This is a genomic window from Serratia odorifera, from assembly GCF_041448735.1.
Taxonomy (GTDB): Bacteria; Pseudomonadota; Gammaproteobacteria; order Enterobacterales; family Enterobacteriaceae; genus Serratia_F; species Serratia_F odorifera.
Genome location: NZ_JBGMUT010000021.1, coordinates 1 through 25,781, shown reverse-complemented (window position 1 = coordinate 25,781; position 25,781 = coordinate 1). Strand labels below are relative to the sequence as shown.

At 51.7% G+C, this 25,781-nt stretch carries 45 protein-coding genes; 6 read left to right on the top strand and 39 right to left on the bottom strand.

All coding sequences use genetic code 11. From position 1 onward, the window contains the following. Positions 1–295: 295 nt before the first annotated feature. The gene (locus tag ACCC84_RS23205; RefSeq protein ID WP_004956115.1) at positions 296–838 is read left to right on the top strand and encodes a gamma carbonic anhydrase family protein; all 543 of its coding nucleotides are present in this window, start codon (positions 296–298) and stop codon (positions 836–838) included. 35 nt (positions 839–873) lie between these two features. Here ACCC84_RS23205 and aroE read toward each other — a convergent pair whose 3' ends face one another. From aroE to dprA, 5 genes are all read right to left on the bottom strand, one after another. Next, a complete protein-coding gene (gene aroE, locus ACCC84_RS23200; RefSeq protein WP_371902393.1) occupies positions 874–1,692 on the bottom strand; it encodes a shikimate dehydrogenase in 819 nt (272 codons plus the stop codon). Positions 1,693–1,703: 11 nt separating this feature from the next. Then, a complete protein-coding gene (gene tsaC, locus ACCC84_RS23195; protein WP_371902392.1) occupies positions 1,704–2,261 on the bottom strand; it encodes an L-threonylcarbamoyladenylate synthase type 1 TsaC in 558 nt (185 codons plus the stop codon). 7 nt (positions 2,262–2,268) lie between these two features. Beyond that, a complete protein-coding gene (locus tag ACCC84_RS23190; RefSeq protein WP_004956124.1) occupies positions 2,269–2,814 on the bottom strand; it encodes a DNA topoisomerase family protein in 546 nt (181 codons plus the stop codon). Positions 2,815–2,962: 148 nt separating this feature from the next. After that, positions 2,963–3,436 carry a DUF494 family protein Smg gene (smg, locus tag ACCC84_RS23185; RefSeq protein ID WP_198774136.1) on the bottom strand — a complete coding sequence of 158 codons (474 nt, stop codon included), beginning with the start codon at positions 3,434–3,436 and terminating at the stop codon, positions 2,963–2,965. Further along, complete coding sequence (gene dprA, locus ACCC84_RS23180) at positions 3,408–4,529, bottom strand: DNA-protecting protein DprA (protein ID WP_004956129.1); 1,122 nt, start codon at positions 4,527–4,529, stop codon at positions 3,408–3,410. The genes smg and dprA overlap by 29 nt, the downstream gene beginning before the upstream one ends. Before the next feature lie 132 nt (positions 4,530–4,661). On the opposite strand from dprA, the gene def reads away from it, so the two are divergent. From def to mscL, 5 genes are all read left to right on the top strand, one after another. Next, positions 4,662–5,171: a peptide deformylase gene (gene def / locus ACCC84_RS23175; RefSeq protein WP_004956131.1), complete on the top strand. Its 510-nt coding sequence runs from the start codon at positions 4,662–4,664 to the stop codon at positions 5,169–5,171. 17 nt (positions 5,172–5,188) lie between these two features. Beyond that, positions 5,189–6,133 (top strand): methionyl-tRNA formyltransferase, encoded by a 945-nt coding sequence (gene fmt, locus ACCC84_RS23170; RefSeq protein WP_004956132.1) that lies wholly within the window; start codon positions 5,189–5,191, stop codon positions 6,131–6,133. A gap of 74 nt (positions 6,134–6,207) precedes the next feature. Continuing rightward, positions 6,208–7,497 carry a 16S rRNA (cytosine(967)-C(5))-methyltransferase RsmB gene (gene rsmB, locus ACCC84_RS23165; RefSeq protein WP_371902391.1) on the top strand — a complete coding sequence of 430 codons (1,290 nt, stop codon included), beginning with the start codon at positions 6,208–6,210 and terminating at the stop codon, positions 7,495–7,497. 54 nt (positions 7,498–7,551) lie between these two features. Then, positions 7,552–8,928, top strand: coding sequence for a Trk system potassium transporter TrkA (gene trkA / locus ACCC84_RS23160; RefSeq protein ID WP_004956135.1), 1,377 nt, complete (start codon positions 7,552–7,554; stop codon positions 8,926–8,928). Positions 8,929–9,069: 141 nt separating this feature from the next. After that, positions 9,070–9,486, top strand: a complete 417-nt coding sequence (gene mscL / locus ACCC84_RS23155) for a large-conductance mechanosensitive channel protein MscL (protein ID WP_004956137.1) — start codon at positions 9,070–9,072, stop codon at positions 9,484–9,486. Between the two features lie 54 nt (positions 9,487–9,540). Here mscL and ACCC84_RS23150 read toward each other — a convergent pair whose 3' ends face one another. The 34 genes from ACCC84_RS23150 to ACCC84_RS22985 all read right to left on the bottom strand — a co-directional run. Beyond that, a complete protein-coding gene (locus tag ACCC84_RS23150) occupies positions 9,541–9,747 on the bottom strand; it encodes an alternative ribosome-rescue factor A (protein WP_088499844.1) in 207 nt (68 codons plus the stop codon). A 72-nt stretch (positions 9,748–9,819) separates the two neighbouring features. Further along, entirely contained in the window at positions 9,820–10,260 is a 441-nt protein-coding gene (gene zntR, locus ACCC84_RS23145) for a Zn(2+)-responsive transcriptional regulator (protein ID WP_004956140.1), read from the bottom strand. Beyond that, a complete protein-coding gene (locus ACCC84_RS23140; protein ID WP_004956143.1) occupies positions 10,260–10,634 on the bottom strand; it encodes a DnaJ family domain-containing protein in 375 nt (124 codons plus the stop codon). Before ACCC84_RS23140 ends, zntR begins: the two co-directional genes overlap by 1 nt. Positions 10,635–10,781: 147 nt before the next feature. Beyond that, positions 10,782–11,171, bottom strand: a complete 390-nt coding sequence (rplQ, locus tag ACCC84_RS23135) for a 50S ribosomal protein L17 (protein ID WP_004929726.1) — start codon at positions 11,169–11,171, stop codon at positions 10,782–10,784. 40 nt (positions 11,172–11,211) lie between these two features. Beyond that, complete coding sequence (locus ACCC84_RS23130) at positions 11,212–12,201, bottom strand: DNA-directed RNA polymerase subunit alpha (RefSeq protein WP_002919219.1); 990 nt, start codon at positions 12,199–12,201, stop codon at positions 11,212–11,214. 25 nt (positions 12,202–12,226) lie between these two features. Further along, positions 12,227–12,847 carry a 30S ribosomal protein S4 gene (gene rpsD, locus ACCC84_RS23125; protein ID WP_004956152.1) on the bottom strand — a complete coding sequence of 207 codons (621 nt, stop codon included), beginning with the start codon at positions 12,845–12,847 and terminating at the stop codon, positions 12,227–12,229. Positions 12,848–12,877: 30 nt separating this feature from the next. Continuing rightward, positions 12,878–13,267: a 30S ribosomal protein S11 gene (gene rpsK / locus ACCC84_RS23120; RefSeq protein WP_004956154.1), complete on the bottom strand. Its 390-nt coding sequence runs from the start codon at positions 13,265–13,267 to the stop codon at positions 12,878–12,880. Between the two features lie 16 nt (positions 13,268–13,283). Beyond that, positions 13,284–13,640, bottom strand: coding sequence for a 30S ribosomal protein S13 (rpsM, locus tag ACCC84_RS23115; RefSeq protein ID WP_039991313.1), 357 nt, complete (start codon positions 13,638–13,640; stop codon positions 13,284–13,286). Positions 13,641–13,786: 146 nt separating this feature from the next. Then, entirely contained in the window at positions 13,787–13,903 is a 117-nt protein-coding gene (gene rpmJ / locus ACCC84_RS23110) for a 50S ribosomal protein L36 (protein WP_002227352.1), read from the bottom strand. Between the two features lie 34 nt (positions 13,904–13,937). Further along, positions 13,938–15,269 (bottom strand): preprotein translocase subunit SecY, encoded by a 1,332-nt coding sequence (gene secY / locus ACCC84_RS23105; RefSeq protein ID WP_004956156.1) that lies wholly within the window; start codon positions 15,267–15,269, stop codon positions 13,938–13,940. Positions 15,270–15,276: 7 nt separating this feature from the next. Continuing rightward, the gene (gene rplO, locus ACCC84_RS23100) at positions 15,277–15,711 is read right to left on the bottom strand and encodes a 50S ribosomal protein L15 (RefSeq protein WP_039991315.1); all 435 of its coding nucleotides are present in this window, start codon (positions 15,709–15,711) and stop codon (positions 15,277–15,279) included. Between the two features lie 3 nt (positions 15,712–15,714). Next, positions 15,715–15,894: a 50S ribosomal protein L30 gene (gene rpmD, locus ACCC84_RS23095; RefSeq protein ID WP_004956161.1), complete on the bottom strand. Its 180-nt coding sequence runs from the start codon at positions 15,892–15,894 to the stop codon at positions 15,715–15,717. 6 nt (positions 15,895–15,900) lie between these two features. Further along, positions 15,901–16,401, bottom strand: a complete 501-nt coding sequence (rpsE, locus tag ACCC84_RS23090) for a 30S ribosomal protein S5 (protein WP_004956164.1) — start codon at positions 16,399–16,401, stop codon at positions 15,901–15,903. 14 nt (positions 16,402–16,415) lie between these two features. After that, complete coding sequence (rplR, locus tag ACCC84_RS23085) at positions 16,416–16,769, bottom strand: 50S ribosomal protein L18 (protein WP_004956165.1); 354 nt, start codon at positions 16,767–16,769, stop codon at positions 16,416–16,418. 9 nt (positions 16,770–16,778) lie between these two features. Further along, positions 16,779–17,312: a 50S ribosomal protein L6 gene (rplF, locus tag ACCC84_RS23080; RefSeq protein ID WP_004956168.1), complete on the bottom strand. Its 534-nt coding sequence runs from the start codon at positions 17,310–17,312 to the stop codon at positions 16,779–16,781. A gap of 14 nt (positions 17,313–17,326) precedes the next feature. Next, entirely contained in the window at positions 17,327–17,719 is a 393-nt protein-coding gene (rpsH, locus tag ACCC84_RS23075; RefSeq protein ID WP_004956170.1) for a 30S ribosomal protein S8, read from the bottom strand. A 33-nt stretch (positions 17,720–17,752) separates the two neighbouring features. Continuing rightward, entirely contained in the window at positions 17,753–18,058 is a 306-nt protein-coding gene (gene rpsN / locus ACCC84_RS23070) for a 30S ribosomal protein S14 (protein ID WP_004956173.1), read from the bottom strand. Between the two features lie 13 nt (positions 18,059–18,071). After that, positions 18,072–18,611, bottom strand: coding sequence for a 50S ribosomal protein L5 (gene rplE, locus ACCC84_RS23065; RefSeq protein ID WP_004956175.1), 540 nt, complete (start codon positions 18,609–18,611; stop codon positions 18,072–18,074). Between the two features lie 14 nt (positions 18,612–18,625). Further along, the gene (gene rplX / locus ACCC84_RS23060; protein ID WP_004956177.1) at positions 18,626–18,940 is read right to left on the bottom strand and encodes a 50S ribosomal protein L24; all 315 of its coding nucleotides are present in this window, start codon (positions 18,938–18,940) and stop codon (positions 18,626–18,628) included. 10 nt (positions 18,941–18,950) lie between these two features. Then, positions 18,951–19,322 (bottom strand): 50S ribosomal protein L14, encoded by a 372-nt coding sequence (gene rplN, locus ACCC84_RS23055; protein WP_000613954.1) that lies wholly within the window; start codon positions 19,320–19,322, stop codon positions 18,951–18,953. 171 nt (positions 19,323–19,493) lie between these two features. Continuing rightward, positions 19,494–19,748, bottom strand: a complete 255-nt coding sequence (gene rpsQ / locus ACCC84_RS23050) for a 30S ribosomal protein S17 (protein ID WP_004956179.1) — start codon at positions 19,746–19,748, stop codon at positions 19,494–19,496. Then, a complete protein-coding gene (gene rpmC, locus ACCC84_RS23045; protein ID WP_004956182.1) occupies positions 19,749–19,940 on the bottom strand; it encodes a 50S ribosomal protein L29 in 192 nt (63 codons plus the stop codon). It abuts the gene before it with no gap. Then, entirely contained in the window at positions 19,940–20,350 is a 411-nt protein-coding gene (gene rplP, locus ACCC84_RS23040; protein WP_004956184.1) for a 50S ribosomal protein L16, read from the bottom strand. The genes rpmC and rplP overlap by 1 nt, the downstream gene beginning before the upstream one ends. A 12-nt stretch (positions 20,351–20,362) precedes the next feature. After that, entirely contained in the window at positions 20,363–21,061 is a 699-nt protein-coding gene (rpsC, locus tag ACCC84_RS23035) for a 30S ribosomal protein S3 (RefSeq protein ID WP_004956187.1), read from the bottom strand. A 17-nt stretch (positions 21,062–21,078) separates the two neighbouring features. Beyond that, complete coding sequence (gene rplV / locus ACCC84_RS23030; RefSeq protein WP_002223844.1) at positions 21,079–21,411, bottom strand: 50S ribosomal protein L22; 333 nt, start codon at positions 21,409–21,411, stop codon at positions 21,079–21,081. A gap of 14 nt (positions 21,412–21,425) precedes the next feature. After that, positions 21,426–21,704, bottom strand: coding sequence for a 30S ribosomal protein S19 (rpsS, locus tag ACCC84_RS23025; protein WP_004929772.1), 279 nt, complete (start codon positions 21,702–21,704; stop codon positions 21,426–21,428). A gap of 14 nt (positions 21,705–21,718) precedes the next feature. Next, positions 21,719–22,543, bottom strand: a complete 825-nt coding sequence (rplB, locus tag ACCC84_RS23020) for a 50S ribosomal protein L2 (protein WP_039991329.1) — start codon at positions 22,541–22,543, stop codon at positions 21,719–21,721. 18 nt (positions 22,544–22,561) lie between these two features. Then, positions 22,562–22,864 carry a 50S ribosomal protein L23 gene (rplW, locus tag ACCC84_RS23015; protein WP_004929776.1) on the bottom strand — a complete coding sequence of 101 codons (303 nt, stop codon included), beginning with the start codon at positions 22,862–22,864 and terminating at the stop codon, positions 22,562–22,564. Then, positions 22,861–23,466, bottom strand: a complete 606-nt coding sequence (rplD, locus tag ACCC84_RS23010; RefSeq protein ID WP_004956192.1) for a 50S ribosomal protein L4 — start codon at positions 23,464–23,466, stop codon at positions 22,861–22,863. The genes rplW and rplD overlap by 4 nt, the downstream gene beginning before the upstream one ends. 10 nt (positions 23,467–23,476) lie before the next feature. Beyond that, entirely contained in the window at positions 23,477–24,106 is a 630-nt protein-coding gene (gene rplC / locus ACCC84_RS23005) for a 50S ribosomal protein L3 (protein ID WP_004956193.1), read from the bottom strand. Between the two features lie 32 nt (positions 24,107–24,138). After that, positions 24,139–24,450: a 30S ribosomal protein S10 gene (gene rpsJ / locus ACCC84_RS23000; RefSeq protein ID WP_001181005.1), complete on the bottom strand. Its 312-nt coding sequence runs from the start codon at positions 24,448–24,450 to the stop codon at positions 24,139–24,141. Between the two features lie 379 nt (positions 24,451–24,829). Then, positions 24,830–25,309 carry a bacterioferritin gene (bfr, locus tag ACCC84_RS22995; protein ID WP_004956195.1) on the bottom strand — a complete coding sequence of 160 codons (480 nt, stop codon included), beginning with the start codon at positions 25,307–25,309 and terminating at the stop codon, positions 24,830–24,832. A gap of 74 nt (positions 25,310–25,383) precedes the next feature. Continuing rightward, positions 25,384–25,578, bottom strand: coding sequence for a bacterioferritin-associated ferredoxin (gene bfd, locus ACCC84_RS22990; protein ID WP_004956197.1), 195 nt, complete (start codon positions 25,576–25,578; stop codon positions 25,384–25,386). Between the two features lie 133 nt (positions 25,579–25,711). Beyond that, on the bottom strand, positions 25,712–25,781 hold a 70-nt coding region (locus tag ACCC84_RS22985; protein ID WP_139806292.1), incomplete at its 5' end, for an EF-Tu C-terminal domain-related protein.

The window sequence follows — 25,781 nt, the reverse complement described above, 5'->3', positions numbered from 1 at the left end:
TCCTCTTTCAGAGTCAACCCGTTTTTTCAGGATTTTTTCTCTTTCGTCCCGGCCGCGTTGTGAAGTGAATCACTTGCCGTTGTGCCCGGTCGATGGAGGCGCATTATAGGGATCCGAGTTTTTTGCACAACCCCTTTTTTGATCTTTTCTTATCGTTTGCACACTTTTCCGCCCTTTCGGCCGGATCTTGCGCGATCGAGGCCATTTTACGCAGGATCTGCGCTGTTGATTGGTTGTAATTCCATCGCCAACGTCTAGTATTGCCGGTAATTATGATCCCGACGTGAGGCTTACCATGTCTGATGCAATTCGTTCTTACCTTCATTACACCCCACAGATCGGCCAACGCGTGATGATCGATCCTTCCAGCGTGGTGATCGGCAACGTGGAACTGGCCGATGACGTCAGCATCTGGCCCCTGGTGGCCATCCGCGGCGACGTTAACGCCGTCAAGATCGGTGCGCGCAGCAACATTCAGGACGGTAGCGTGCTGCACGTGACTCATCAATCGGAACATAATCCTCAAGGCTACCCGCTATTAATTGGCGAAGATGTGACGGTGGGGCATAAAGCCATGCTGCATGGCTGCGCCATTGGCAACCGGGTATTGGTGGGAATGGGATCGATTTTGCTGGATGGTGCAGTAATAGAAGACGACGTGATGATTGGCGCCGGTAGCCTAGTGGCGCCGGGAAAACACCTGGCAAGCGGTTACTTATATATGGGCAGCCCTGCACGGCAAGTACGACCGCTGACGTCGGCCGAGTTGGAAGGGCTGCGCTACTCCTCCAATAACTACGTGCGCTGGAAAGATGATTACCTGTCCGAAGATATTTGACCGAACGCCCGTTCCTGTCCGGGTACGGGTTGCTTTCAGTCAGCCAGTTCCTTGCGCAATTGCTGCAGCACCGGTTCAATCTGCGGCATGACCCCATGCCACAGCAAAAAGGCATGCGCCGCCTGCCCCACCAGCATGCCTAAGCCATCGGCAAACTGCGTTACGCCCTGCCGTTGCGCCCACGCCAGAAACGGCGTCAAACCGCGTTGGTAAAACATGTCGTAACAACGGATATGCGCTCCCATGATGCTCACGGGCAACGTCGGCACCTCTCCGCTAATGCCTGATGCAGTCGCGTTGATCAGCAAATCAAAATCCTGTTGATCGAGTTGGTTCATCGGCAGTGCCGCGATCTCTCCAAGGTGGCGGAAGGCCTGCGCCAGGTCTTGTGCCCGACTAAAGGTACGGTTGGTAATCACCACCTCGCAACCAAAGGAAAGCAACGGCAGTATAACGCCGCGAGCGGCCCCCCCCGCCCCCACCAGCAGAATGCGATCGCCGGAATTGATCAAACCCTGACGCTCCAGATCGCTCAACAGGCCAATGCCGTCGGTGTTGTCTCCCAATAGCAACCCATGGAGCTGTCGTTTAAGGGTATTCACCGCGCCGGCCATTGCCGCACGTTCGGTCAGTTCATCGGCCAGCTGATACGCCTGTTCCTTAAACGGCACGGTAACATTGGCTCCTTCGCCGCCAGCGCCAATGAACGCCTGTAAACTCCCGGCAAAATCATCGACCGGAGCCAATACCGTGCCATAGGGATGCGTAATCCCGGTTTGCTGAGCAAACAGCGCATGAATGCGCGGTGATTTGCTATGAGCAATCGGGTTGCCAAATACCGCAAATTTGTCCATCCACCGCTCCTCTAGCCCTGACGGATCTGCTCGCCGGTCAACGCATCTCTGATTTCTGAAGGGTTAAGACGACCACCGACATTGCCGTCTAACACCGGGAAAGCGGCGCCAAACTGCTGCAGCACCTCATCGGCGCTCCGGCAGGGCTCTTGTCCACTGAGGTTGGCGCTGGTCGATACCAATGGCTTACCGAACTCGCGGCACAGTTGCTGCACCAAAGGATGATCGCTAACGCGTACCGCCAATGAATTAAAACGCCCGGTAAGCAGCGTCGAGGTGGTCGGTTTCGCCGGGATCACCCAGGTCACCGGCCCCGGCCAACTGGCGAATATCGCCGCGCGCTGCGACTCGCTAAGCTGGCGGTCAGCAATATAGGGCAGCAACTGGTCGTATTCGGCAGCAATCAGGATCAGTCCCTTTTCCCAAGGCCGCTGCTTTAAGGCCAGCAGTTCGCGCAGCGCCTGCTCGCTGTCAGGATCGCAGCCCAGGCCAAACACCGCTTCGGTTGGGTAGGCAATAACCTGCTGATTGTTCAATGCTGTAATAATGGAGGTGAATTCTAAGCTCATGATGTCGTTATTCTGTCGTTGTGACCGGTTTTCCGCAGAGTTTACTGGCGCAGCAGAGGATTATCCCCCTGGCCGTACGCTTTTCCATCAGCAACGGATAATGGCAATACGCGCATTCGCCGGCGACGGGTTTAAGATTGAGGGCAAACTGGCATTCCGGGTAGCGATCGCAGGAATGAAACACTTTGCCGTAGCGTGATTTGCGCTGCAGCAATTTGCCCTGGCCGCATTGCGGGCAAGGAATGCTGGTTTCGTCCGGTTTGTCGATTACTTCGGTATGATCGCATTCAGGGTAGTTATTACAACCAATGAACATGCCATAGCGCCCCTGACGCAACACCAGCGTCGCCTGGCATTTCGGGCAATGTTGTCCTTCCAATACTTTAACTATATGACCGTCCGCCTGGGCTTTCAGCGGACGTATATATTCGCACTCTGGATAATGAGAACAGCCAAGGAAGGGGCCATGGCGACCACTGCGGATCACCAACTCGGCCCCACATTCCGGACAGGGTTCATTTTGCCTGGCGGCAAAAATCGCTGTTTTAGTCATAACTACTTTATACCCTACATGATTCGAGTTACAGGAAGGCGGCGACGCAGCAAATCCCTGGGGCGCACAAAGGCTACGCCACCAGGGTCAGCAAGGGAAGCCAACGCACCTGTATCTTGAAGTATACGGGTATATGCGTGTTATCGGCTCAATGCAAATAGCCTTCGTTTACTTCAAACAACAGTTCTTCCATTTGCTGATAGGCGCTTTCATAACCTGGGATATTGAATAGCACCATCAACACCACCCATTTCAGGTCTTCGAGATCGAATTCCTCGTTATCCAACGCCATAACGCGATCGATAACCATTTCACGGGTTTCGAGGTTCAATACCTGGATCTGTTCAAGGAACAGAAGAAAACCACGGCAACTGGCATCCAGACGCACGCTTTCTTCTTCGGTATAGAATCGCATCGCCAGCGGATCGGCGCCCATAAAATACGGCGCGTTCTCACCTTCTTGCAAGTCTGCGAGTTTTTCAAGCCAATTCAACGCGTTGTAGATATCCTCTCGATGAAACCCCGCCTCAGCGAGATCATCGGTCAGTTTATCCTGATCGACGCGTATCTCTGGTTCATTGTGGATATACGTTTCAAATAAGTACATGAGTACGTCGAACATGGCTTGCCCTCCTTATTCGGACATAGCCGCCGGGTACAGCTGCGATCCATCCTGCTAACTCCAGATCGAGTAATTGGATTACCACCTCTGGCACAGGTTGGCCGGCACGTTCAGCGACGACGTCAACAGGTGTCACCTCATCTCCTACGTTAGCCAACACATCGGCAAATGGCAATTCAACTTCCGCTTCTGAAGCAGAAATAGTTGTTTTTTCATCCATCGCCAACCAATGCAGGCCGCTGCCGAGCTGTTCTGCGATATCTTTTGGTTCGGTAACCAGATAACCGCCCTGTTGAATCAGCCAGTGTGTTCCCGCGCTCATAGGATTACCCAAGGCGCCAGGCAAGGCAAAAACGTCACGCCCCTGTTCAAGTGCCAGGCGCGCAGTAATTAGCGAACCACTGCGTAAAGCGGCCTCCACCACCAGTACGCCAAGGCTCAAGCCACTAATGATGCGATTACGCCGAGGGAAATGCGCTGGCAGAGGCAAGTCGGTGACCAGGTGTTCGGACAACAGCGCGCCGCCCTGCTCGACGATGCGCCTGGCCAGTCGACGATGACAACGCGGCGAGACATTGGCCAGCCCGCTACCCAATACGCCAATCGTGATACCCTGTGCGTCAAGTGCAGCGCGATGACAGATACCGTCGATGCCAAGTGCCAGACCGCTGGTGATGGCATAGCCGCAATGTGCCAACTCGCCGGCAAAGTACGTCGCCCAACGCTCACCGTAATGGCTGTATTGACGACTGCCCACCATGGCGATTTGCGGCAACTGCAACGCCTCAATGCAGCCGTCCACCAGCAGTACAAACGGCGCATCGACGAGATGCGAAAGTTGCTGCGGATATCCCGCCGTGCCGAAAGTCAGCATCCTGTGCCCGGGGTGTTCCAGCCAAGCCAGCGTCGCGGCCAGGTAGCGCGAGTCCAAACGGTCGAACTGTTCACGCTGGCGAAGGTTCAGGCCCAGTGCGCGCAGCATGCGGCAAGGTGCGCCCCCTGCCGCGATCAACTGCCGCAAGACCTCGCTTGCCGCTGCCGCGCCGAGCCCCGATACCGCATGCAGCCGTAACCCCATCTCCTCTGGAATCATCGCGCGTCCCTTGCCGTTAGCGTTGGTATTACCAATCTGTGCAATTGTTAGACGATGCTGTCAATCAGGACGGGAAATGTCTAGAATAGACATTAAACTCTCTTTATTACTCGGATATAGATCTAAAGATATATGTCAGTCTTGCAGGTATTACATTTCCCAGACGAGCGGCTGCGCAAAGTTGCAGCCCCGGTAAAAGAAGTCAATGCTGATATCCAGCGTATCGTGGATGATATGTTTGACACCATGTACGCAGAGGAAGGCATTGGCCTGGCCGCGACCCAGGTGGATATCCACCAACGCATTATCGTCATCGACGTTTCCGAAACTCGCGATCAGCGCCTGGTGCTGATTAACCCGGAACTGTTGGAACAAAGTGGTGAAACCGGCATTGAAGAAGGATGCCTGTCCATCCCTGAACAACGTGCCTTGGTGCCACGGGCCGAAAAGGTGAAGATCCGCGCGCTGGATTACAACGGCAATTCATTCGAACTGGCCGCCGACGATCTGTTGGCCATCTGTATCCAGCATGAAATGGATCACCTGGTCGGCAAACTGTTTGTCGATTACCTGTCGCCGCTGAAACGCCAGCGTATCCGTCAGAAACTGGAAAAAATGGCCAAGCTGCAAGCGCGCGCCTAACCACGCAGGGAATCAACGTGTCTGACTCTTTACGCATTATTTTTGCCGGCACACCCGACTTCGCAGCGCGTCATCTTGACGCGCTGTTGTCATCTGGACACCAGGTGGTCGGTGTGTTTACCCAGCCCGATCGCCCTGCCGGGCGTGGCAATAAACTGACGCCAAGCCCGGTCAAAGTGCTGGCTGAACAGCATCAACTGCCGATCTTCCAACCCAAGTCATTACGCCCAGAAGAAAACCAGCAACTGGTGGCAACGCTTGAAGCTGACGTGATGGTGGTGGTGGCATACGGTCTGATTCTGCCAAAAGCAGTTCTGGATATGCCGCGCCTCGGCTGTATCAACGTACACGGTTCGCTACTGCCGCGCTGGCGCGGTGCCGCGCCGATCCAGCGTTCCCTGTGGGCTGGCGATCGGGAAACCGGCGTGACCATCATGCAAATGGATGTCGGCCTTGATACGGGTGACATGATGCATAAAATCAGTTGTCCCATTGAAGCTTCGGATACCAGTGCCAGCCTGTATGACAAGCTCGCTGAATTGGGGCCCAGGGGATTGCTGACCACATTGCAACAGTTGGCCGACGGCACCGTCGCACGTGAAGTACAAAACGAAGCGCTGGTGACCTACGCGGAAAAACTGAGTAAAGAGGAAGCGCGCCTCGATTGGCAACTTTCTGCCGCACAGCTTGAACGCTGCATTCGCGCCTTCAATCCGTGGCCAGTCAGTTACTTCACCGTTGACGACCAACCGGTGAAGGTTTGGCAGGCGCAGGTTAGCGATGAGAGCAGCAATGCCCAGCCGGGTACCATCATCCATGCCGACAAGCATGGCATCCAGGTGGCAACTGCCGACGGCGTGCTATGCCTGACGCAGTTACAGCCTGCCGGCAAAAAGCCGATGTCAGCTCAAGATTTGTTGAATTCACGTCGCGAATGGTTCACTCCGGGTAACCGGTTATAAACCGCCTTCACTGCCCGGTGGATCCTGCCGGGCTGTTTATTTTATTCAATGCCGATCGTCAACAGCTCTAGCCTATGAAAAACAACTACAACCTCCGCAGCATTGCTGCTCAAGCCATCGGCCAGGTATTGGATCAGGGGCAATCACTCAGCACCATCCTGCCGTCATTGCAGAAAAACATCTCGGACAAAGACCGCGCACTGTTACAGGAGCTGTGTTTTGGCACCTTACGCGTCTTGCCGCAACTGGAATGGTGCATTCAGCAGTTGATGGCCAAACCGATGGTCGGTAAACAACGCATGCTGCACTATCTGCTGATGGTTGGCATGTACCAATTACTGTATACCCGTATTCCTGCGCACGCGGCGCTGGCAGAAACGGTAAACGGCGCCGTTGCGCTAAAGCGGCCACAGCTCAAGGGGCTAATTAACGGCGTTTTGCGTCAGTTCCAGCGCCAGCAGGATCAATTGCTGCAACGCGCGGCCAACAATGACAGCCGCTATTTGCACCCAAGCTGGCTATTGAAACGCATCCAGCAGGCCTATCCTGAGCAGTGGGAACACATCGTCGAGGCCAATAACCAGAAACCGCCAATGTGGCTGCGGGTAAACCGGCTGCATCACACGCGCAATGAATATCTCAAACTGATGGAACAAGCCGGCATCGCCGCCGCGCCACACGCAGAATATCGTGATGCGCTGCGTTTATTGTCGCCATGCGCGGTCAATGAGCTGCCCGGCTTTGCCGAGGGATGGGTCACCGTGCAGGATGCCTCTGCACAAGGCTGCGTCGATCTGCTGGATCCGCAGGATGGCGAGCAGATCCTCGATCTGTGCGCAGCCCCTGGCGGCAAAACCACGCATATCCTCGAAGCGGCACCAAAAGCCCATGTGATGGCGGTCGACATCGACGAACAGCGGCTGAGTCGCGTGAACGAAAATCTCCAGCGTCTGCGATTCAGCGCCGAGGTCAAGCAGGGTGATGGCCGTACACCGCAGCAATGGTGCGGCGATAAGCAATTTGATCGCATTCTGTTGGATGCGCCATGCTCTGCCACCGGGGTCATCCGCCGCCATCCTGATATCAAATGGCTGCGCCGCGATCGCGACATTGCCGAATTGGCCAGCCTGCAGGCGGAAATCATGGATGCCATTTGGCCTCACCTGAAGCCTGGCGGTGTGATGGTGTATGCCACCTGCTCTATCCTGCCACAGGAAAACAATGAGCAGGTACTGGCCTTTTTACAGCGCCATGCCGACGCACAACGTGTAGAAACCGGTAAGCAACATCAACCTGGCCGACAGAACCTTCCTCATCCTGAAGATGGCGATGGCTTCTTTTACGCTAAGCTGATTAAACTGTAACCCCTCAGGGCGTGCCTTTGCGCCCTGCTCTTTCAGTGTGAAGCAGAGAACACGATGAAAATAATTATTCTTGGCGCAGGTCAGGTCGGCGGAACTCTGGCGGAAAACCTGGTTGGCGAAAATAACGATATCACCGTGGTGGATACCGATACCAACCGCCTTCGTCAGTTGCAGGACAAATTCGATCTGCGCGTCGTACAGGGACATGGTTCACATCCGCGCGTCCTGCGTGAGGCCGGCGCTGAAGATGCCGATATGCTGGTTGCCGTCACCAATTCTGACGAAACCAATATGATCGCCTGCCAGATTGCCTACTCATTGTTCAACACGCCAAACCGCATCGCTCGTATTCGTGCGCCAGAATACATTCGTGAATCCGACAAGCTGTTTTTACCTGAAGCGGTGCCTATCGACCACCTGATCTCTCCCGAACAGCTGGTTATCGATTACATCTACAAACTGATTGAATACCCTGGAGCCTTGCAGGTTGTAAACTTTGCGGAAGGGAAAGTCAGCATTGCCGCGGTTAAAGCCTATTATGGCGGCCCGTTGGTAGGCAATGCGTTGTCGGCCATGCGCGAACACATGCCGCATATTGATACCCGCGTAGCCGCTATTTTCCGCCAGGATCGACCGATTCGCCCGCAGGGTTCCACCATCATTGAAGCCGGTGACGAAGTATTTTTTGTTGCTGCATCCCAGCATATCCGCGCGGTAATGAGCGAACTGCAACGGCTGGAAAAGCCTTACAAGCGCATTATGATCGTCGGCGGCGGCAATGTCGGTGCCGGTTTGGCCGCCAAGTTGGAGAAAGACTACAACGTCAAGCTGATTGAACGTAACCAGCAGCGCGCCGCCGAATTGGCCGAACAACTCCATGACACCATTGTGTTTTACGGTGATGCTTCCGATCAGGAACTGCTGGCCGAAGAACACGTTGAACAGGTAGACGTGTTTATTGCCATCACCAACGATGACGAAGCCAATATCATGTCCGCCATGCTGGCCAAACGCATGGGCGCCAAGAAAGTCATGGTGCTGATCCAGCGCCGCGCCTACGTCGATTTGGTTCAGGGCAGCGTGATTGACATCGCCATCTCACCGCAACAAGCTACCATCTCTGCGCTGTTGGGGCACGTACGCAAGGCCGATATTGTCAGCGTCTCGTCCCTGCGCCGTGGCGTGGCAGAAGCCATCGAAGCGATCGCCCACGGTGATGAAAGTACCTCCAAAGTGGTTGGACGCATTGTAGAAGAGATCAAGTTGCCGCCAGGCACGACCATTGGCGCAATTGTACGTGGTGACGATGTGATTATCGCCAACGGCAACAGTAAAATTGAGCAAGGCGATCATGTGATCATGTTTATTACCGACAAGAAATTTGTCCCGGATGTTGAACGACTGTTCCAACCGAGTCCGTTCTTCCTTTAATACAAATACGTAAAGCCGGTAACCGCCGTTTTGCGTTAAAATTGATTGTCACAGGAAATGGCGAAAAGTTTTCTATACTTATTGTGGCAAAGGGAAGTTGCTTTGTTAAACTTGTGTTATTAATTTTGCGAGGGGTGTTCTATGAGTATGATGAAAGAGTTCCGCGAGTTTGCCATGCGTGGCAACGTGGTCGATTTGGCGGTGGGTGTCATTATCGGTGCTGCCTTCGGGAAAATTGTATCGTCATTCGTTGCTGATATCATCATGCCGCCGTTGGGTTTGCTGATTGGCGGCGTCGATTTTAAACAGTTCCATCTGGTTTTACGTGAAGCACAAGGCGCTGTTCCGGCGGTAGTAATGAATTATGGTTCATTCATTCAGACCGTTTTTGATTTTATCATCGTCGCATTTGCCATCTTCCTGGCAATTAAGCTGATGAATAAAGTTCGCCGCAAGCAGGAAGAAGCCCCTGCTGCTCCGCCAGCGCCTACCACTGAAGAAAAACTGCTGACTGAAATACGCGATCTGCTGGCTCAGCAACAACAGCCAAAGCTGTAAGACCACCCTTTTTATAAATAAAAGCCCTCGCTGATAGAGGGCTTTTTTAATGGCTTAAAACCAGAAGGCCAGTGGTAAATTATCTGCTGATACTTTACCACTGGCCTCCCAACGCCCACCTTTTGCATGTTTTTCTTTACGCCGATAACTGCCTTTACCTTTAATATTTTTTTCTACCCGTTGGCGAAACAGCGGGTCATGTAACAAGGCTTCCAAGGCGTTATCCTGAATTTGGCCCTTGGTATGTCGATATTTTGTCATGGTATTACTCCGATTAACTCTGTGGTTATAAAACGGCTGATGATACTGCGGTCGAGGTCGACATTAAAGCGATTATCGCTGTTGCCTGACGCTTGCCGCTTTTTCTTCACGTGCGCCTTGTTCCAATGCCTCAAGGATCGAGCAAGAGCTACTGGTATGTGCGGTACCACAGCAGGCATCGCTGAGTCGTTTCAATGATTCACGCATACGCGACAATTCTTGCAATTTGTTCTCAACGTCCTGCAGTCGCGCCTCCACGATCGATTTTGATTCCTGGCAGGTATGATGCTCTGGATCGACGCGGATCGATAACAGTTCGGCGATGGTTTCCAGGGTAAATCCCAATTGCTTGGCATAACGAATAAAACGCAGCCGCTGCAAGTCCTGCTCGCTGTACAAGCGAAAACCGCCTTCGGTTCTGATGTCGTGATCCATCATGCCCTGCTTTTCGTAATAACGCACCGTATCGGGCGTCACATCGGCAAGTTTTGCCAACTGGCCAATTTTAAACATTACTTATCCTCCGTGCTGAATTTACCGCTCAGTGCCGCCTGATATTCACCGTGTAGAAAATCGGTGCTCATTCCCGCCTGACGCAAACGAAACGCCAACAGCGCCATGCGTTTATTCAACTCGTCAAAGTCAGGATGTTCGCTATTGATGCCCTGCAGTAAGCGAGCCAGCGTCAGCGCTTCTTTGCGCACTTCAAGTTCTGGCGGCAGATAACCGGCGTTTTTTAACAGGCGAAAACCCGATCGCAGCTCGGCAGGTACCGCACTGTCATCATCCAGTATTAGCGGCGCGCCCATACCGGGTAGTTTGTCGAGTTCACCTTTCTGCTGGGCATCGGCGATATGGCGTTCAGCCCATTCATCGAGCAACCACATAAGAGGATTTCTCCAGCGCTAAAGCAGATAATATTAGCATAGTGGATAAGAAGGGAGATCTTAAGTCATCACATAGGGGGATCGATCTGCGGCAAACGACAGACGTAAAAAAACCGGGCAAGCCCGGTTTTTTTACGCGTCTACAGATTACTCTGCAGTTGCCACTTCTGCTTGAGACTCAGCACGATCAACCAGCTCGATGTATGCCATCGGCGCGTTGTCGCCTGCGCGGAAGCCACACTTCAGAATGCGAGTGTAACCACCGGCACGGCTCGCGAAACGCGGGCCCAGCTCGTTAAACAGTTTTGCCACGATCTCGTTATCACGAGTACGGGCGAATGCCAGACGACGATTAGCTACGCTGTCGGTCTTGGCAAGAGTAATCAGCGGCTCAACAACGCGACGCAGCTCTTTCGCTTTTGGCAGGGTCGTCTTGATGATCTCATGACGAACCAAAGAGCCGGCCATGTTACGGAACATAGCCTGGCGATGGCTGCTGTTACGGTTCAGTTGACGACCACTCTTACGATGGCGCATGACCTTATCCTTCTCAGTAAAACCTTAACCTGTGATCCGGTTACTCGTCAGCAATGCTTGCCGGCGGCCAGTTTTCCAGGCGCATGCCCAGAGACAGACCACGTGAGGCCAGCACATCTTTAATCTCGGTAAGAGATTTTTTACCCAGGTTCGGCGTTTTCAGCAACTCAACCTCGGTACGCTGTACCAGATCACCGATGTAGTGGATAGCTTCTGCCTTAAGGCAGTTAGCAGAGCGGACAGTCAATTCCAGATCGTCAACAGGGCGCAGCAGGATTGGATCGAACTCTGGTTTCTCTTCTTTAACTTCCGGCTGACGTACATCACGCAAGTCAACGAAAGCTTCAAGTTGTTCAGCCAGAATGGTTGCCGCACGGCGGATCGCCTCTTCAGGATCGATCGTGCCATTGGTTTCCATTTCGATTACCAGCTTGTCCAGGTCAGTACGCTGTTCTACACGCGCTGCTTCAACATTGTAGGCAATACGCTCTACAGGGCTATAGCAGGCGTCCACCAACAGACGACCAATCGGGCGCTCATCTTCTTCCGAATGAATTCGGGCAGAAGCCGGCACATAACCACGACCGCGCTGAACTTTGATACGCATGCTGATAGCAGCGTTCTCATCGGTCAGGTGGCAGATAACGTGCTGCGGCTTGACGATTTCGACATCACCATCATGGGTAATGTCGGCAGCGGTCACAGGGCCAATGCCAGATTTATTCAGGGTAAGAATAACTTCATCTTTGCCTTGAACTCTCACCGCCAGCCCTTTCAGGTTGAGCAGGATCTCCAGGATATCTTCCTGTACGCCTTCTTTGGTGCTGTACTCATGCAGTACACCATCAATCTCAACCTCGGTCACCGCGCAACCCGGCATAGATGAAAGCAGAATACGGCGCAGTGCGTTGCCAAGAGTATGGCCAAAGCCACGCTCTAAAGGCTCAAGGGTCACCTTGGCGTGCGTCGAACTGACTTGCTCGATATCTACCAGGCGCGGTTTTAGAAACTCTGTCACAGAACCCTGCATTGTGTCCTCTCTTTGGTACTAAGCTTTACTTGGAGTAAAGCTCGACGATCAGGTGTTCGTTAATGTCCGCAGACAGATCGGTACGTTCAGGAATACGTTTGAACACACCTTCCATCTTAGCAGCATCAACTTCCAGCCAAGTTGGCTTTTCACGCTGCTCAGCCAGCTCCAAAGCGGCCTTAACACGAGACTGCTTTTTAGCTTTCTCGCGGATGCTGACTACGTCATTCGGAGATACCTGATAAGAAGCGATGTTAACAACGCGACCATTTACCATGATGCCTTTATGGCTAACCAGCTGACGTGCTTCTGCACGAGTGGCGCCAAAGCCCATACGGTAAACGACGTTGTCCAGACGGCCTTCCAGCAGTTGCAACAGGTTTGCACCAGTGTTGCCTTTCAGACGTGCTGCTTCTTTATAATAGTTACGGAATTGACGCTCCAGAACACCGTACATACGGCGAACTTTTTGCTTTTCACGTAACTGTACACCGTAGTCAGACAGACGCGGTTTACGCGCACCGTGTTGACCAGGCGGTTGCTCAATTTTGCATTTTGAATCGATCGCGCGAACGCCAGACTTCAGGAACAGGTCTGTGCCCTCACGGCGGCTAAGCTTGAGCTTAGGACCCAAATATCTTGCCATTTTCTTTCTCCAACAATCCTAAAAGCAGCGTTATACGCGGCGCTTTTTCGGCGGACGACAACCGTTATGAGGGATCGGAGTCACATCAGTAATGTTAGTGATGCGGAAACCAGCCGCGTTCAGAGCGCGGATAGTAGACTCACGACCAGGACCAGGTCCTTTAACCATAACTTCCAGGTTCTTGATACCGTATTCTTTTACTGCTTCAGCACAACGTTCGGCTGCAACCTGAGCTGCAAACGGAGTTGACTTACGAGAACCACGGAAACCGGAACCACCGGCAGTTGCCCAACCCAAAGCATTACCCTGACGATCGGTAATAGTTACAATGGTGTTGTTGAAAGAAGCATGGATATGAGCCACGCCGTCAGAGACTTGCTTTCTTACACGCTTGCGTGTACGAACAGGTGCCTTTGCCATTATTCAATCACCCCGATTATTTCTTGATCGGTTTACGCGGACCCTTACGGGTACGTGCGTTGGTCTTAGTACGCTGACCGCGAACTGGCAGACCACGACGATGGCGCAAACCACGATATGTACCAAGATCCATCAGACGCTTGATGCTCAGGGTAACTTCACGACGCAAATCACCTTCTACAGTGAATTTGGCGACTGCTTCACGCAGCTGTTCAATTTGCTCTTCAGACAGCTCACTGATCTTAACATTTTCAGGAATACCCGTAGCCGCACAGATAGACTGTGAGCGGGTTTTACCGATTCCGAAGATCGACGTTAAGGCGATTACGGTATGTTTATGATCAGGAATGTTAATGCCTGCTATACGGGCCACTATGCACTCCTACTATTTTATACGGCAACACCATTCTGAAAAGCCCGTTTTCAGGATACTCAAATAATGTTGCAGCTACATACAAAAGATTGGCTGGCTAATCTAGCCAGCTCAACCCAACTTTGCAAGAAAAATATGCGAGATAATCAGCCTTGACGCTGTTTATGCTTCGGCTCGGCGCTGCAAATCACACGAACGACACCGTTACGCTTAACGATTTTGCAGTTACGACATAATTTCTTGACGGAAGCACGAACTTTCATTTTTACTCTCCGTAACTTCTCAAACAAAACCCGACTAGCGGTTATAGCCTTTCAGGTTTGCTTTCTTCAATGCAGACTCGTACTGACTTGACATCATCAGAGTTTGCACTTGAGCCATAAAGTCCATGATGACGACAACCACGATCAGTAGCGAGGTACCACCAAAGTAGAATGGTACTTTCATTGCATCACGCATGAACTCCGGGATCAGGCAGATGAAAGTAATGTACATCGCGCCCACCAGGGTTAAACGCGTCATTACTTTATCGATGTACTTCGCCGTTTGCTCTCCCGGACGAATTCCTGGTACGAAGGCACCGGACTTCTTCAGGTTATCTGCTGTCTCACGCGGGTTGAAAACCAACGCCGTGTAGAAGAAACAGAAGAAGATGATTGCAGACGCATAGAGTAACACATAAAGCGGCTGTCCAGGCTGCAAATACATCGAAATCGTTGTCAGCCAGTTCCAACCGGTACCGCCCCCAAACCAGGATGCAATCGTGGCTGGGAACAGGATAATGCTGGAAGCGAAGATTGCAGGAATTACGCCTGCCATGTTCACTTTCAACGGTAAGTGTGTGCTCTGTGCTGCGTAAACACGACGACCTTGTTGACGTTTCGCATAGTTAACGACGATACGACGTTGACCACGTTCGATGAAAACAACGAAGAAGGTTACTGCAAACACCAATACTGCAACCAGCAGCAACAGGAGGAAGTGCAGGTCGCCTTGCCGGGCTTGCTCAATAGTATGACCGATTGCCGGCGGTAATCCCGCCACAATACCAGCGAAGATAATGATTGAAATACCGTTGCCGATACCTCGTTCGGTTATCTGCTCACCCAGCCACATCAGGAACATTGTCCCGGTAACCAGACTCACAACCGCAGTAAAGTAGAACGCAAAGCCTGGATTTAACACCAGGCCCTGCATACCAGGCATATTCGGCAGACCGGTAGCAATACCGATCGACTGGAATATGGCCAATACCAGCGTACCGTACCGGGTGTACTGGCTTATCTTGCGACGGCCAGCCTCCCCTTCTTTCTTGATTTCCGCCAACGCCGGATGAACCACCGTCAGCAGCTGGATAATGATCGACGCCGAGATATATGGCATGATCCCCAGAGCAAAGATAGAAGCACGGCTGAGGGCACCACCAGAGAACATGTTAAACATTTCAATGATAGTGCCTCTCTGCTGCTCGAGCAATTTGGCAAGCACAGTGGCATCGATACCAGGAATCGGAATAAAAGAGCCGATACGGAAGACAATCAGCGCGCCGATAACAAACAAAAGTCTGCGCTTCAGCTCGCCGAGCCCACCTTTAGCACTTTGAAAATCTAATCCTGGTTGCTTAGCCATCTGCTACTTATTCCTCAATTTTACCGCCAGCAGCTTCGATAGCAGCACGAGCGCCTTTGGTGACACGCAGACCACGCAGGGTAACCGGACGAGTGATTTCGCCAGAAAGCATAACTTTCGCGAACTCAATCTGGGTACCAACAACGTTAGCGGCTTTCAGCGTGTTCAGGTCGATTACGTCGCCTTCAATCAAAGCCAGCTCAGACAGACGAACTTCTGCCGTGATCATCGCTTTGCGAGAGGTGAAGCCGAATTTCGGCAAACGACGGTATAAAGGCATCTGACCACCTTCAAACCCGCGACGTACGCCACCGCCAGAACGAGACTTCTGACCTTTGTGACCACGGCCGCCGGTTTTACCCAGGCCAGAACCAATACCACGACCTACACGCTTCGGCGCATGCTTGGCACCTTCAGCCGGAGACAGAGTATTTAAACGCATCTGTTACTCCTCAACTTTAACCATGTAGGAAACCAGGTTGATCATACCGCGTACAGCAGGAGTATCCTCGCGCTCTACGGTGTGACCAATACGACGCAGACCCAGACCGAGCAGAGTAGCTTTATGCTTCGGCAGACGGCCAATGGAACTGCGAACTTGTGTTACTTTAATAGTCTTAGCCATGGTCAATTACCCCAGAATGTCTGCAACGGATTTACCACGCTTGGCAGCGACCATTTCAGGGGACTTCATATTTGCCAAGGCATCAATAGTTGCACGAACCACGTTGATCGGGTTGGTGGAACCATAAGCCTTAGCCAATACGTTGTGAACCCCAGCGACTTCCAGGACGGCGCGCATTGCACCACCGGCGATAATACCGGTACCTTCGGAAGCCGGCTGCATGAACACACGAGAACCCGTGTGAGCACCTTTAACAGGGTGCTGCAGGGTGCCGCTGTTCAGCGCGACATTCATCATGTTGCGACGGGCTTTTTCCATCGCTTTCTGGATCGCTGCCGGAACTTCGCGTGCTTTGCCGTAGCCAAAACCAACGCGACCGTTACCATCACCAACGACTGTCAGTGCGGTAAAGCTGAAAATACGGCCACCTTTTACGGTTTTAGATACGCGGTTTACCGCGATCAGCTTTTCCTGCAGTTCGCCAGCTTGTTTTTCGATGTGAGCCATCTTAAACCTCTTCCTTAGAACTGAAGGCCAGCTTCACGGGCAGCATCTGCCAGTGCCTGGACTCGACCATGATATTGGAAACCGGAACGGTCAAAGGAAACATCTTTGATGCCTTTTTCCAACGCGCGCTCAGCGATAGCTTTACCTACTGCTGCTGCTGCGTCTTTGTTACCGGAAAACTTCAGTTGCTCAGTGATAGCTTTTTCTAAAGTAGAAGCTGCTACCAATACTTCAGAACCGTTCGGAGCAATTACCTGTGCGTAAATGTGACGCGGGGTACGATGTACCACCAGGCGGGTTGCACCCAGTTCTTTGAGCTTGCGGCGTGCGCGGGTCGCACGACGGATACGAGCAGATTTCTTATCCATAGTGTTACCTTACTTCTTCTTAGCCTCTTTGATACGCACGACTTCGTCGGCGTAACGAACACCCTTGCCTTTGTAAGGCTCAGGACGACGGTAGGCACGCAGATCTGCAGCAACCTGGCCAATAATCTGCTTATCAGCGCCTTTCAGCACGATTTCAGTTTGGCTAGGACATTCAGCAGTAACACCTGCTGGCAGCTGGTGATCGACAGGGTGAGAGAAGCCCAGGGCTAAATTCACCACATTGCCTTTAACAGCAGCACGATAACCAACGCCTACCAGTTGAAGCTTCTTGGTGAAGCCTTCGGTAACACCGATAACCATTGCGTTCAGCAGAGCGCGCGTAGTACCCGCTTGGGCCCATGCGTTCACAAAGCCTTCGCGTGGTGCGAAAGTCAGTGCGTTAGCTTCTTGCTTCACTTCAACGGCTTCGTGGACTGTACGAGTCAGCTCGCCGTTCTTACCCTTAATCGAAATAACCTGACCGTTGAGTTTTACCTCTACGCCGGCAGGAATGACGACGGGTGCTTTTGCAACACGAGACATTCTTTCCTCCCGAATTAAGCTACGTAGCAGATAATCTCGCCACCAAGACCAGCCTGGCGAGCTGCACGATCGGTCATAACACCTTTAGAGGTAGAAACAACAGCGATCCCCAAACCGGCCATAACTTTTGGCAACGCATCTTTTTTCTTATAGATACGCAGACCTGGACGGCTGATACGCTGAATGCTTTCTACCACAGCTTTGCCCTGGAAGTACTTCAGTACCAGTTCCAGAACAGGCTTGGCGTCGCCTTCGATTTTGAAATCTTCAATAAAACCTTCTTCCTTCAGCACGTTGGCAATTGCCACTTTCAGCTTGGAGGAAGGCATGGTGACCGCAACTTTGTTCGCGGCTTGACCGTTACGGATACGGGTCAGCATATCCGCGATCGGATCTTGCATGCTCATCTGTCTTTACTCCCGTGATTCAATTGGTGACAATTACCAGCTAGCCTTTTTCAAGCCTGGTACTTCACCGCGCATGGCGGCTTCACGCAGTTTGATACGGCTCAACCCGAATTTGCCCACATAACCATGTGGACGGCCAGTTTGGCGGCAGCGATTACGCTGACGGGACGGGCTGGAATCACGCGGCAGAGTTTGCAGCTTGAGAACGGCATTCCAACGATCTTCATCGGAAGCGTTCACATCAGAGATAATAGCTTTCAGTTCAGCGCGTTTTGCAAAGAACTTGTCAGCTAATTTCACGCGCTTTACTTCGCGTGCTTTCATTGATTGCTTAGCCATCAGTAACCCTGCCTTACTTGCGGAACGGGAAGTTAAAAGCAGCCAACAGTGCGCGGCCTTCATCATCAGAGTTCGCAGTAGTGGTAATGGTAATATCCAAACCACGGACGCGATCGACTTTGTCGTAGTCGATTTCTGGGAAGATGATTTGCTCACGCACACCCATGCTGTAGTTGCCACGGCCGTCGAATGACTTGGCGGACAAGCCACGGAAGTCACGGATACGTGGAACAGCAATGGAAATCAGACGCTCAAAGAACTCCCACATGCGTTCGCCACGCAGAGTTACTTTACAGCCGATCGGATAGCCCTGGCGGATTTTGAAGCCTGCAACAGATTTGCGTGCTTTGGTGATCAACGGCTTTTGACCGGAGATTGCTGCCAAGTCGGCTGCTGCGTTATCCAGCAGTTTCTTGTCAGCGATCGCTTCACCAACACCCATGTTCAGGGTGATCTTCTCGACCCGAGGGACTTGCATGACAGAATTGTAGTTAAACTGAGACATCAGTTGTTTAACTACCTCGTCTTTGTAGTAATCATGCAGTTTCGCCATCGTATTACTCCAAATTACTTGATAGTTTCGCTGTTAGATTTGAAGAAACGGACTTTTTTGCCGTCTTCGAATCTAAAGCCTACACGGTCAGCCTTACCGGTAGCCGCATTGAAGAGAGCAACGTTAGAAACCTGAATTGCAGCTTCTTTTTCAACGATGCCACCTGGTTGGTTCAGAGCCGGAACCGGCTTCTGATGTTTCTTCACCAGGTTGATACCTTCAACAATGACCTTACCAGCAGACAGGACATTTTTTACTTTACCGCGCTTACCTTTGTCTTTCCCGGTAATCACGATAACTTCGTCATCACGACGGATTTTCGCTGCCATGGTTCGCTCCTTAGAGTACTTCTGGGGCCAGAGAGATAATTTTCATGAACTTCTCATTACGCAGTTCACGAGTTACCGGCCCAAAAATACGCGTACCGATTGGCTGCTCGCTGTTATTGTTTAAAATAACGCATGCATTACCATCGAAGCGAATGACAGAACCGTCCGGGCGACGTACACCCTTCTTGGTGCGCACCACTACCGCCTTCAGCACATCGCCTTTCTTCACCTTACCACGTGGAATTGCTTCCTTGATGGTAATCTTGATGATGTCGCCGACGCCTGCGTAGCGACGGTGCGAGCCACCTAGAACCTTGATACACATTACGCGACGTGCACCGGAGTTGTCGGCGACGTTCAGCATAGTCTGTTCTTGGATCATTTTAGTGCTCCGCTAATGTCAACTACTACTTTAAAGACCCAAGAAATATTAGGTCGTTGAAAAGCCCCATAACCGAGGGCGCAGCATTATAACACCGCTTCCAGAGTATGGGTAGAAAAAATGAACGGCTCATTTCCTGAGCCGTTCATTAAGTTAGAGCCAGCTACTCTATTACAGAATCGCTTTCTCTACAACGCGAACCAACGTCCAGGACTTGGTCTTGGACAGTGGACGGCATTCGCGGATTTCAACCACGTCGCCGATACCACATTCGTTGCTCTCGTCGTGTACGTGCAGCTTGGTCGTACGCTTGATGAATTTCCCGTAGATCGGGTGCTTCACGAAACGCTCGATAGCAACAACAATGGATTTCTCCATTTTGTCGCTGATCACGCGACCTTGCAGAGTACGGATATTGTCACTCATTTACACACCCGCCTTTTCAGTCAGTAAAGTCTTAACGCGTGCGACATCACGACGCACTTGTTTCAACAGGTGAGTTTGTTGCAGCTGGCCACTCGCCGCCTGCATGCGCAAGTTGAATTGCTCACGCAGCAGGTTGAGCAGCTCAGTGTTCAGCTCTTCAACGCTTTTTTCACGCAGCTCTTGTGCTTTCATTACATCACCGTCTTAGTTACAAAGGTGGTTTTGATCGGCAATTTAGCTGCAGCCAGCTTGAATGCCTCACGGGCCAGCTCTTCCGGCACACCGTCCATTTCGTACAGGACTTTACCAGGCTGGATAAGGGCAACCCAATACTCCACGTTACCTTTACCTTTACCCATACGCACTTCGAGCGGCTTCTCGGTGATCGGTTTGTCCGGGAATACACGGATCCAGATCTTACCTTGACGCTTAACTGCACGAGTCATTGCACGACGAGCTGCTTCGATTTGACGAGCAGTCAGACGGCCACGGCCAACAGCTTTCAGACCGAAAGTGCCGAAGCTAACATCCGTACCCTGCGCCAGACCACGGTTGCGGCCCTTGTGCATCTTACGGAATTTTGTACGCTTTGGTTGTAACATCAGCGACTCTCCTTACTTGCGGCCTTTACGCTGCTGCTTTTTAGGTTGAGCAGCCGGTTCCGGTTGTTCAACTGCAGCCATACCACCCAGGATCTCACCTTTGAAGATCCATACCTTAACGCCGATTACACCATAAGTGGTGTGCGCTTCAGATGTGTTGTAATCGATATCCGCACGCAGAGTGTGCAACGGAACACGACCTTCACGGTACCATTCGGTACGCGCGATTTCAGCACCGCCAAGGCGGCCGCTTACTTCAACTTTGATACCTTTAGCGCCAAGACGCATTGCGTTCTGTACAGCACGCTTCATAGCACGACGGAACATAACGCGACGTTCCAGCTGTGAAGTGATGCTGTCAGCAACCAATTTAGCGTCAAGTTCCGGTTTACGGACTTCGGCGATGTTAATCTGTGCAGGAACGCCAGCGATATCCGCTACGACCTTACGCAGTTTTTCGACATCTTCACCTTTCTTGCCGATAACGATGCCTGGACGAGCGGTGTGAATAGTCACACGGATGCTCTTCGCAGGACGTTCGATAACGATGCGAGAAACGGAAGCTTTCGCCAGTTCCTTGGTCAGGAATTGACGAACTTTAAAGTCGCTGTCCAGGTTGTCAGCGAATTCTTTGGTATTCGCATACCAAGTAGAGTTCCAAGGTTTGACAATACCCAGGCGAATACCGTTAGGATGTACTTTCTGACCCATTGCTAGTCTCCAGAGTCTCAGCGATCGGACACAACCACAGTAATGTGGCTGGTGCGCTTCAGGATGCGATCTGCACGACCTTTTGCACGCGGCATAATGCGCTTCATGCTTGGGCCTTCGTCGACGAAGATTTTCGTGACTTTCAGATCATCGATGTCAGCGCCATCGTTGTGTTCTGCGTTAGCAATGGCAGACTCCAGCACTTTCTTAACCAGACCAGCAGCTTTCTTGTTGGTGTAGGTCAGAGTTTCCAGAGCTTGCGACACTTTCTTACCGCGGATCAGGTCAGCAACAAGGCGAACCTTCTGAGCAGAAGAACGAGCGTGGCGATGTTTAGCGATAGTTTCCATCTCTTCCTCCTACCTTAGCGCTTTTTAGCTTTTTTATCAGCCGCATGGCCGCGATAAGTACGAGTCGGCGCGAATTCACCCAGTTTGTGACCGACCATTTCATCGGAAACGAACACTGGTACGTGCTGACGACCATTATGGACAGCGATGGTCAAACCGATCATGTTAGGAAAGATCGTTGAACGACGGGACCAAGTGCGCAAAGGCTTCTTGTCACCGCTTTCCACCGCTTTCTCTACCTTCTTCAGCAAGTGCAGGTCAATAAAAGGACCTTTCTTGAGAGAACGTGGCATGGCTTATCCTCTAATTATTTTTTGCTACGGCGACGTACGATGAACTTATCAGTACGCTTGTTGCTACGGGTCTTCTTACCTTTGGTCTGAACGCCCCACGGAGTTACCGGGTGCTTACCAAAGTTACGACCTTCACCACCACCGTGCGGGTGATCTACCGGGTTCATCGCCGTACCGCGAACGGTAGGACGAACACCACGCCAACGTGCAGCACCTGCTTTACCCAGAACGCGAAGCATATGTTCAGCGTTACCGACTTCACCCAGGGTGGCGCGGCAATCAACTGGAACTTTACGCATTTCGCCAGAGCGCAGACGCAGAGTTACGTAGGAACCATCACGTGCAACGATCTGAACGTAGGCACCGGCTGAACGAGCCATCTGGCCGCCTTTACCTGGTTTCATTTCTACGTTGTGAACCGTTGAACCCACTGGAATGTTGCGCATCGGCAGGGTGTTACCCGTTTTGATTGCAGCATCAACGCCAGATTGAATCTGGTCACCAGCTTTCAGGCCTTTCGGCGCAAGGATGTAACGGCGTTCGCCGTCTTTGTACAGAACCAGCGCGATGTTCGCGGAACGGTTCGGATCGTACTCCAGACGCTCAACCACTGCAGGCACACCGTCTTTGTTGCGTTTGAAGTCAACCAGACGATAATGTTGCTTGTGGCCACCACCGATATGACGGGTGGTGATACGGCCATTGTTGTTACGACCACCGCTTTTGCTCATTTTTTCAAGCAGCGGGGCATAAGGTTTACCCTTGTGCAGCTCAGGGTTAACCACTTTAACAACGTGGCGACGACCCGGAGATGTAGGTTTACATTTAACAATTGCCATTGTTCTTACTCCTCCGACTTACTCTGCGCCGCCGATGAAGTCCAGATTCTGGCCTTCTTTCAGGGTGACGTAAGCTTTTTTCCAGTCGCTACGACGACCAACACGCTGACCGTGACGCTTCACTTTCCCTTTAACTACCAGGGTGTTAACGTCCTTGACTTCGACTTCAAACAGTTTCTGCACTGCAGCTTTGATTTCTGCTTTGGTCGCGTCTTTGGCAACTTTGAGAACGATGGTGTTGCTTTTTTCCATCGCAGCGGATGCTTTTTCAGATACGTGCGGTGCACGCAGCACTTTCAGCAAACGTTCTTCACGGATCATGCCAGCATCTCCTCAACTTGCTTCACAGCATCAGCAGTCATAACCACTTTGTCGAAGGCGATCAGGCTAACTGGATCGATACCTGCTACGTCGCGCACGTCAACCTTGTACAGGTTGCGAGCGGCCAGGAACAGATTCTCGTCGACTTCGCCGGTTACAATCAGCACGTCTTCCAGGGCCATATCTTTCAGTTTCTGTGCCAGCAGCTTGGTTTTAGGCGCTTCTACAGAGAACTTCTCGACAACGATCAGACGATCTTGACGTACCAGTTCGGACAGGATGCTTTTCAGCGCGCCGCGGTACATCTTTTTGTTAACTTTCTGACTGTGGTCTTGTGGCTTGGCAGCGAAGGTTACACCACCGGAACGCCAGATCGGGCTCTTTACAGAACCTGAACGCGCACGGCCGGTACCTTTCTGGCGCCACGGTTTTTTACCGGAACCAGTTACTTCAGCACGGGTCTTCTGAGCACGGGTACCTTGACGGGCACCTGCTGCATAAGCAACAACAACCTGGTGTACCAGCGCTTCGTTGAAATCACGACCGAAGGTAGTTTCGGAAACAGTCAGCGCGCTTTGCGCGTCTTTCAATACTAATTCCATTGCTATCCCCTTACGCCTTCACAGCTGGTTTAACGATCAGGTTGCCACCGGTTGCGCCCGGTACAGCACCCTTAACCAGCAGCAGGTTGCGCTCAGCGTCAACACGTACTACGTCCAGGCTTTGAACGGTTACACGCTCGTCACCCAGGTGGCCAGCCATTTTCTTGCCTTTGAACACTTTGCCCGGAGTCTGGTTCTGACCGATAGAACCCGGAACGCGGTGAGACAAGGAGTTACCGTGGGTAGCGTCTTGGGTACGGAAGTTCCAGCGCTTTACAGTGCCAGCAAAACCTTTACCTTTAGAAGTACCGGTAACGTCGACTTTTTTAACGTCAGCGAAGATTTCTACGCTGATTTCCTGACCTGCAGCGAACTCTTGACCTTCTTCAAGGCGGAATTCCCACAGACCACGGCCAGCTTCAACGCCAGCTTTAGCGAAATGGCCCGCTTCCGGTTTGGTCACACGGTTCGCTTTTTTGCTACCGGTAGTGACCTGGATGGCACGGTACCCGTCGTTGTCCAGGTCTTTGACCTGAGTAACGCGGTTCGCTTCAATTTCGATTACGGTTACTGGGATAGAAACGCCATCTTCAGTGAAGATACGGGTCATACCCACTTTTTTACCGACTAAACCAATCATTGTTTCAACCTCTCAATCGCTCAATGACCTGATTAACCCAGGCTGATCTGCACGTCTACACCGGCAGCCAGATCCAGACGCATCAGAGCATCAACGGTTTTCTCGGTTGGCTCAACGATGTCAACCAGACGCTTGTGAGTGCGAATCTCGTACTGATCACGCGCATCTTTGTTGACGTGCGGAGAGATCAGAACGGTAAAGCGCTCTTTGCGAGTTGGCAGCGGGATCGGACCACGGACTTGCGCACCAGTGCGCTTAGCAGTCTCGACGATTTCCGCGGTTGATTGATCGATCAGACGATGATCAAACGCTTTCAGGCGGATACGGATTCTTTGGTTCTGCATGAGACCAGAGCTCCAATTATTTATAAACGTAAATAATTACTCCTCACACCCATTTCGATTGATGGGGGAGTGTAATCGTCAACATATAACCCCCATATCGGGAGTATTGTTCGAAGGGCAGAAAGAGCTTGCCTATCGACTGATTCGCTAAAATCAGGCTTACCAAGATTAGGTAAGCCCGCGCATTATACGCAAAATGCGCGCATAAGCAAGGCACAGATGAAATTATGCTCAGGATATCGACAAATTTAATCGAGATGAGGTATCAGACGTTGGCGCCAAGAGAAAAAGATGGGGACTCTCATGGGGATATTCAGCAATCGCTGTCCCCTGCCCTGCCGGCAGTAATCGGTTTCCGGCAGAGAGGAAACGCGGTAAATCAGTCTTTGCGCTCCAGTACCTGCGCCTGGGCATAGTTCTGGATACCCAACCGCTGAATCAGGTCCAGTTCGGTCTCCAGCCAGTCGATGTGTTGTTCTTCGTCGGCCAGAATTTCAATCATCAAATCGCGGCTGACATAGTCATGGATGGAATCAGCATAGGCGATACCTTCACGCAAATCTCTGGCGCCTTGCAGCTCAAGATCGAGATCTGAGCGCAGCATTTCTTCAATGTCTTCGCCAATATTCAGTTTGCCGAGGTCTTGCAGATTGGGGAGCCCTTCAAGGAATAATATGCGTTCAATGTAACGATCGGCATGTTTCATCTCGTCGATCGACTCGTGATATTCCTTATCGTTGAGGCGCATTAGACCCCAATTCTTGAACATACGGGCGTGCAGGAAATATTGATTGATGGCAACCAGCTCGTTACCAAGCAGTTTGTTGAGATGCGCAATGATCTTTTTATCGCCTTTCATAGGGTAATCCTCCTGACCAGTTCTAAAAGTGTAGAACCTGTATGCCAAGAGTCAAAAAATAACCTTACCTTTTGTTAGGCAACTTCATGCATATGAATAATGGTTGCGCGTTCCTCCACCATAATTTGTCTTGCCTGACGAATGCATTTCCCACAATCGGTACCAATTGGCACTAAATCACGCAGTTGCTTCATGGTATGAGGGTTGTGCTGGCGAACCACTTTGCGAATGGCTTTATCAGTCACGGCATTACACAGACATACGTACATAGGAGACTCACTTCTTAACCAATGCATCAAGTCTAAATGGGAATGCTTTTTATTTCAATTAAGATTTAACCAATTTGTATAAAAAAAGGGCACCGAAGTGCCCTTTTTATTGGTGTCGAAAAGTCGTCAGCGATTAAGCGATAACTTTAGCAACAACACCCGCGCCTACGGTACGGCCGCCTTCACGGATTGCGAAACGCAGA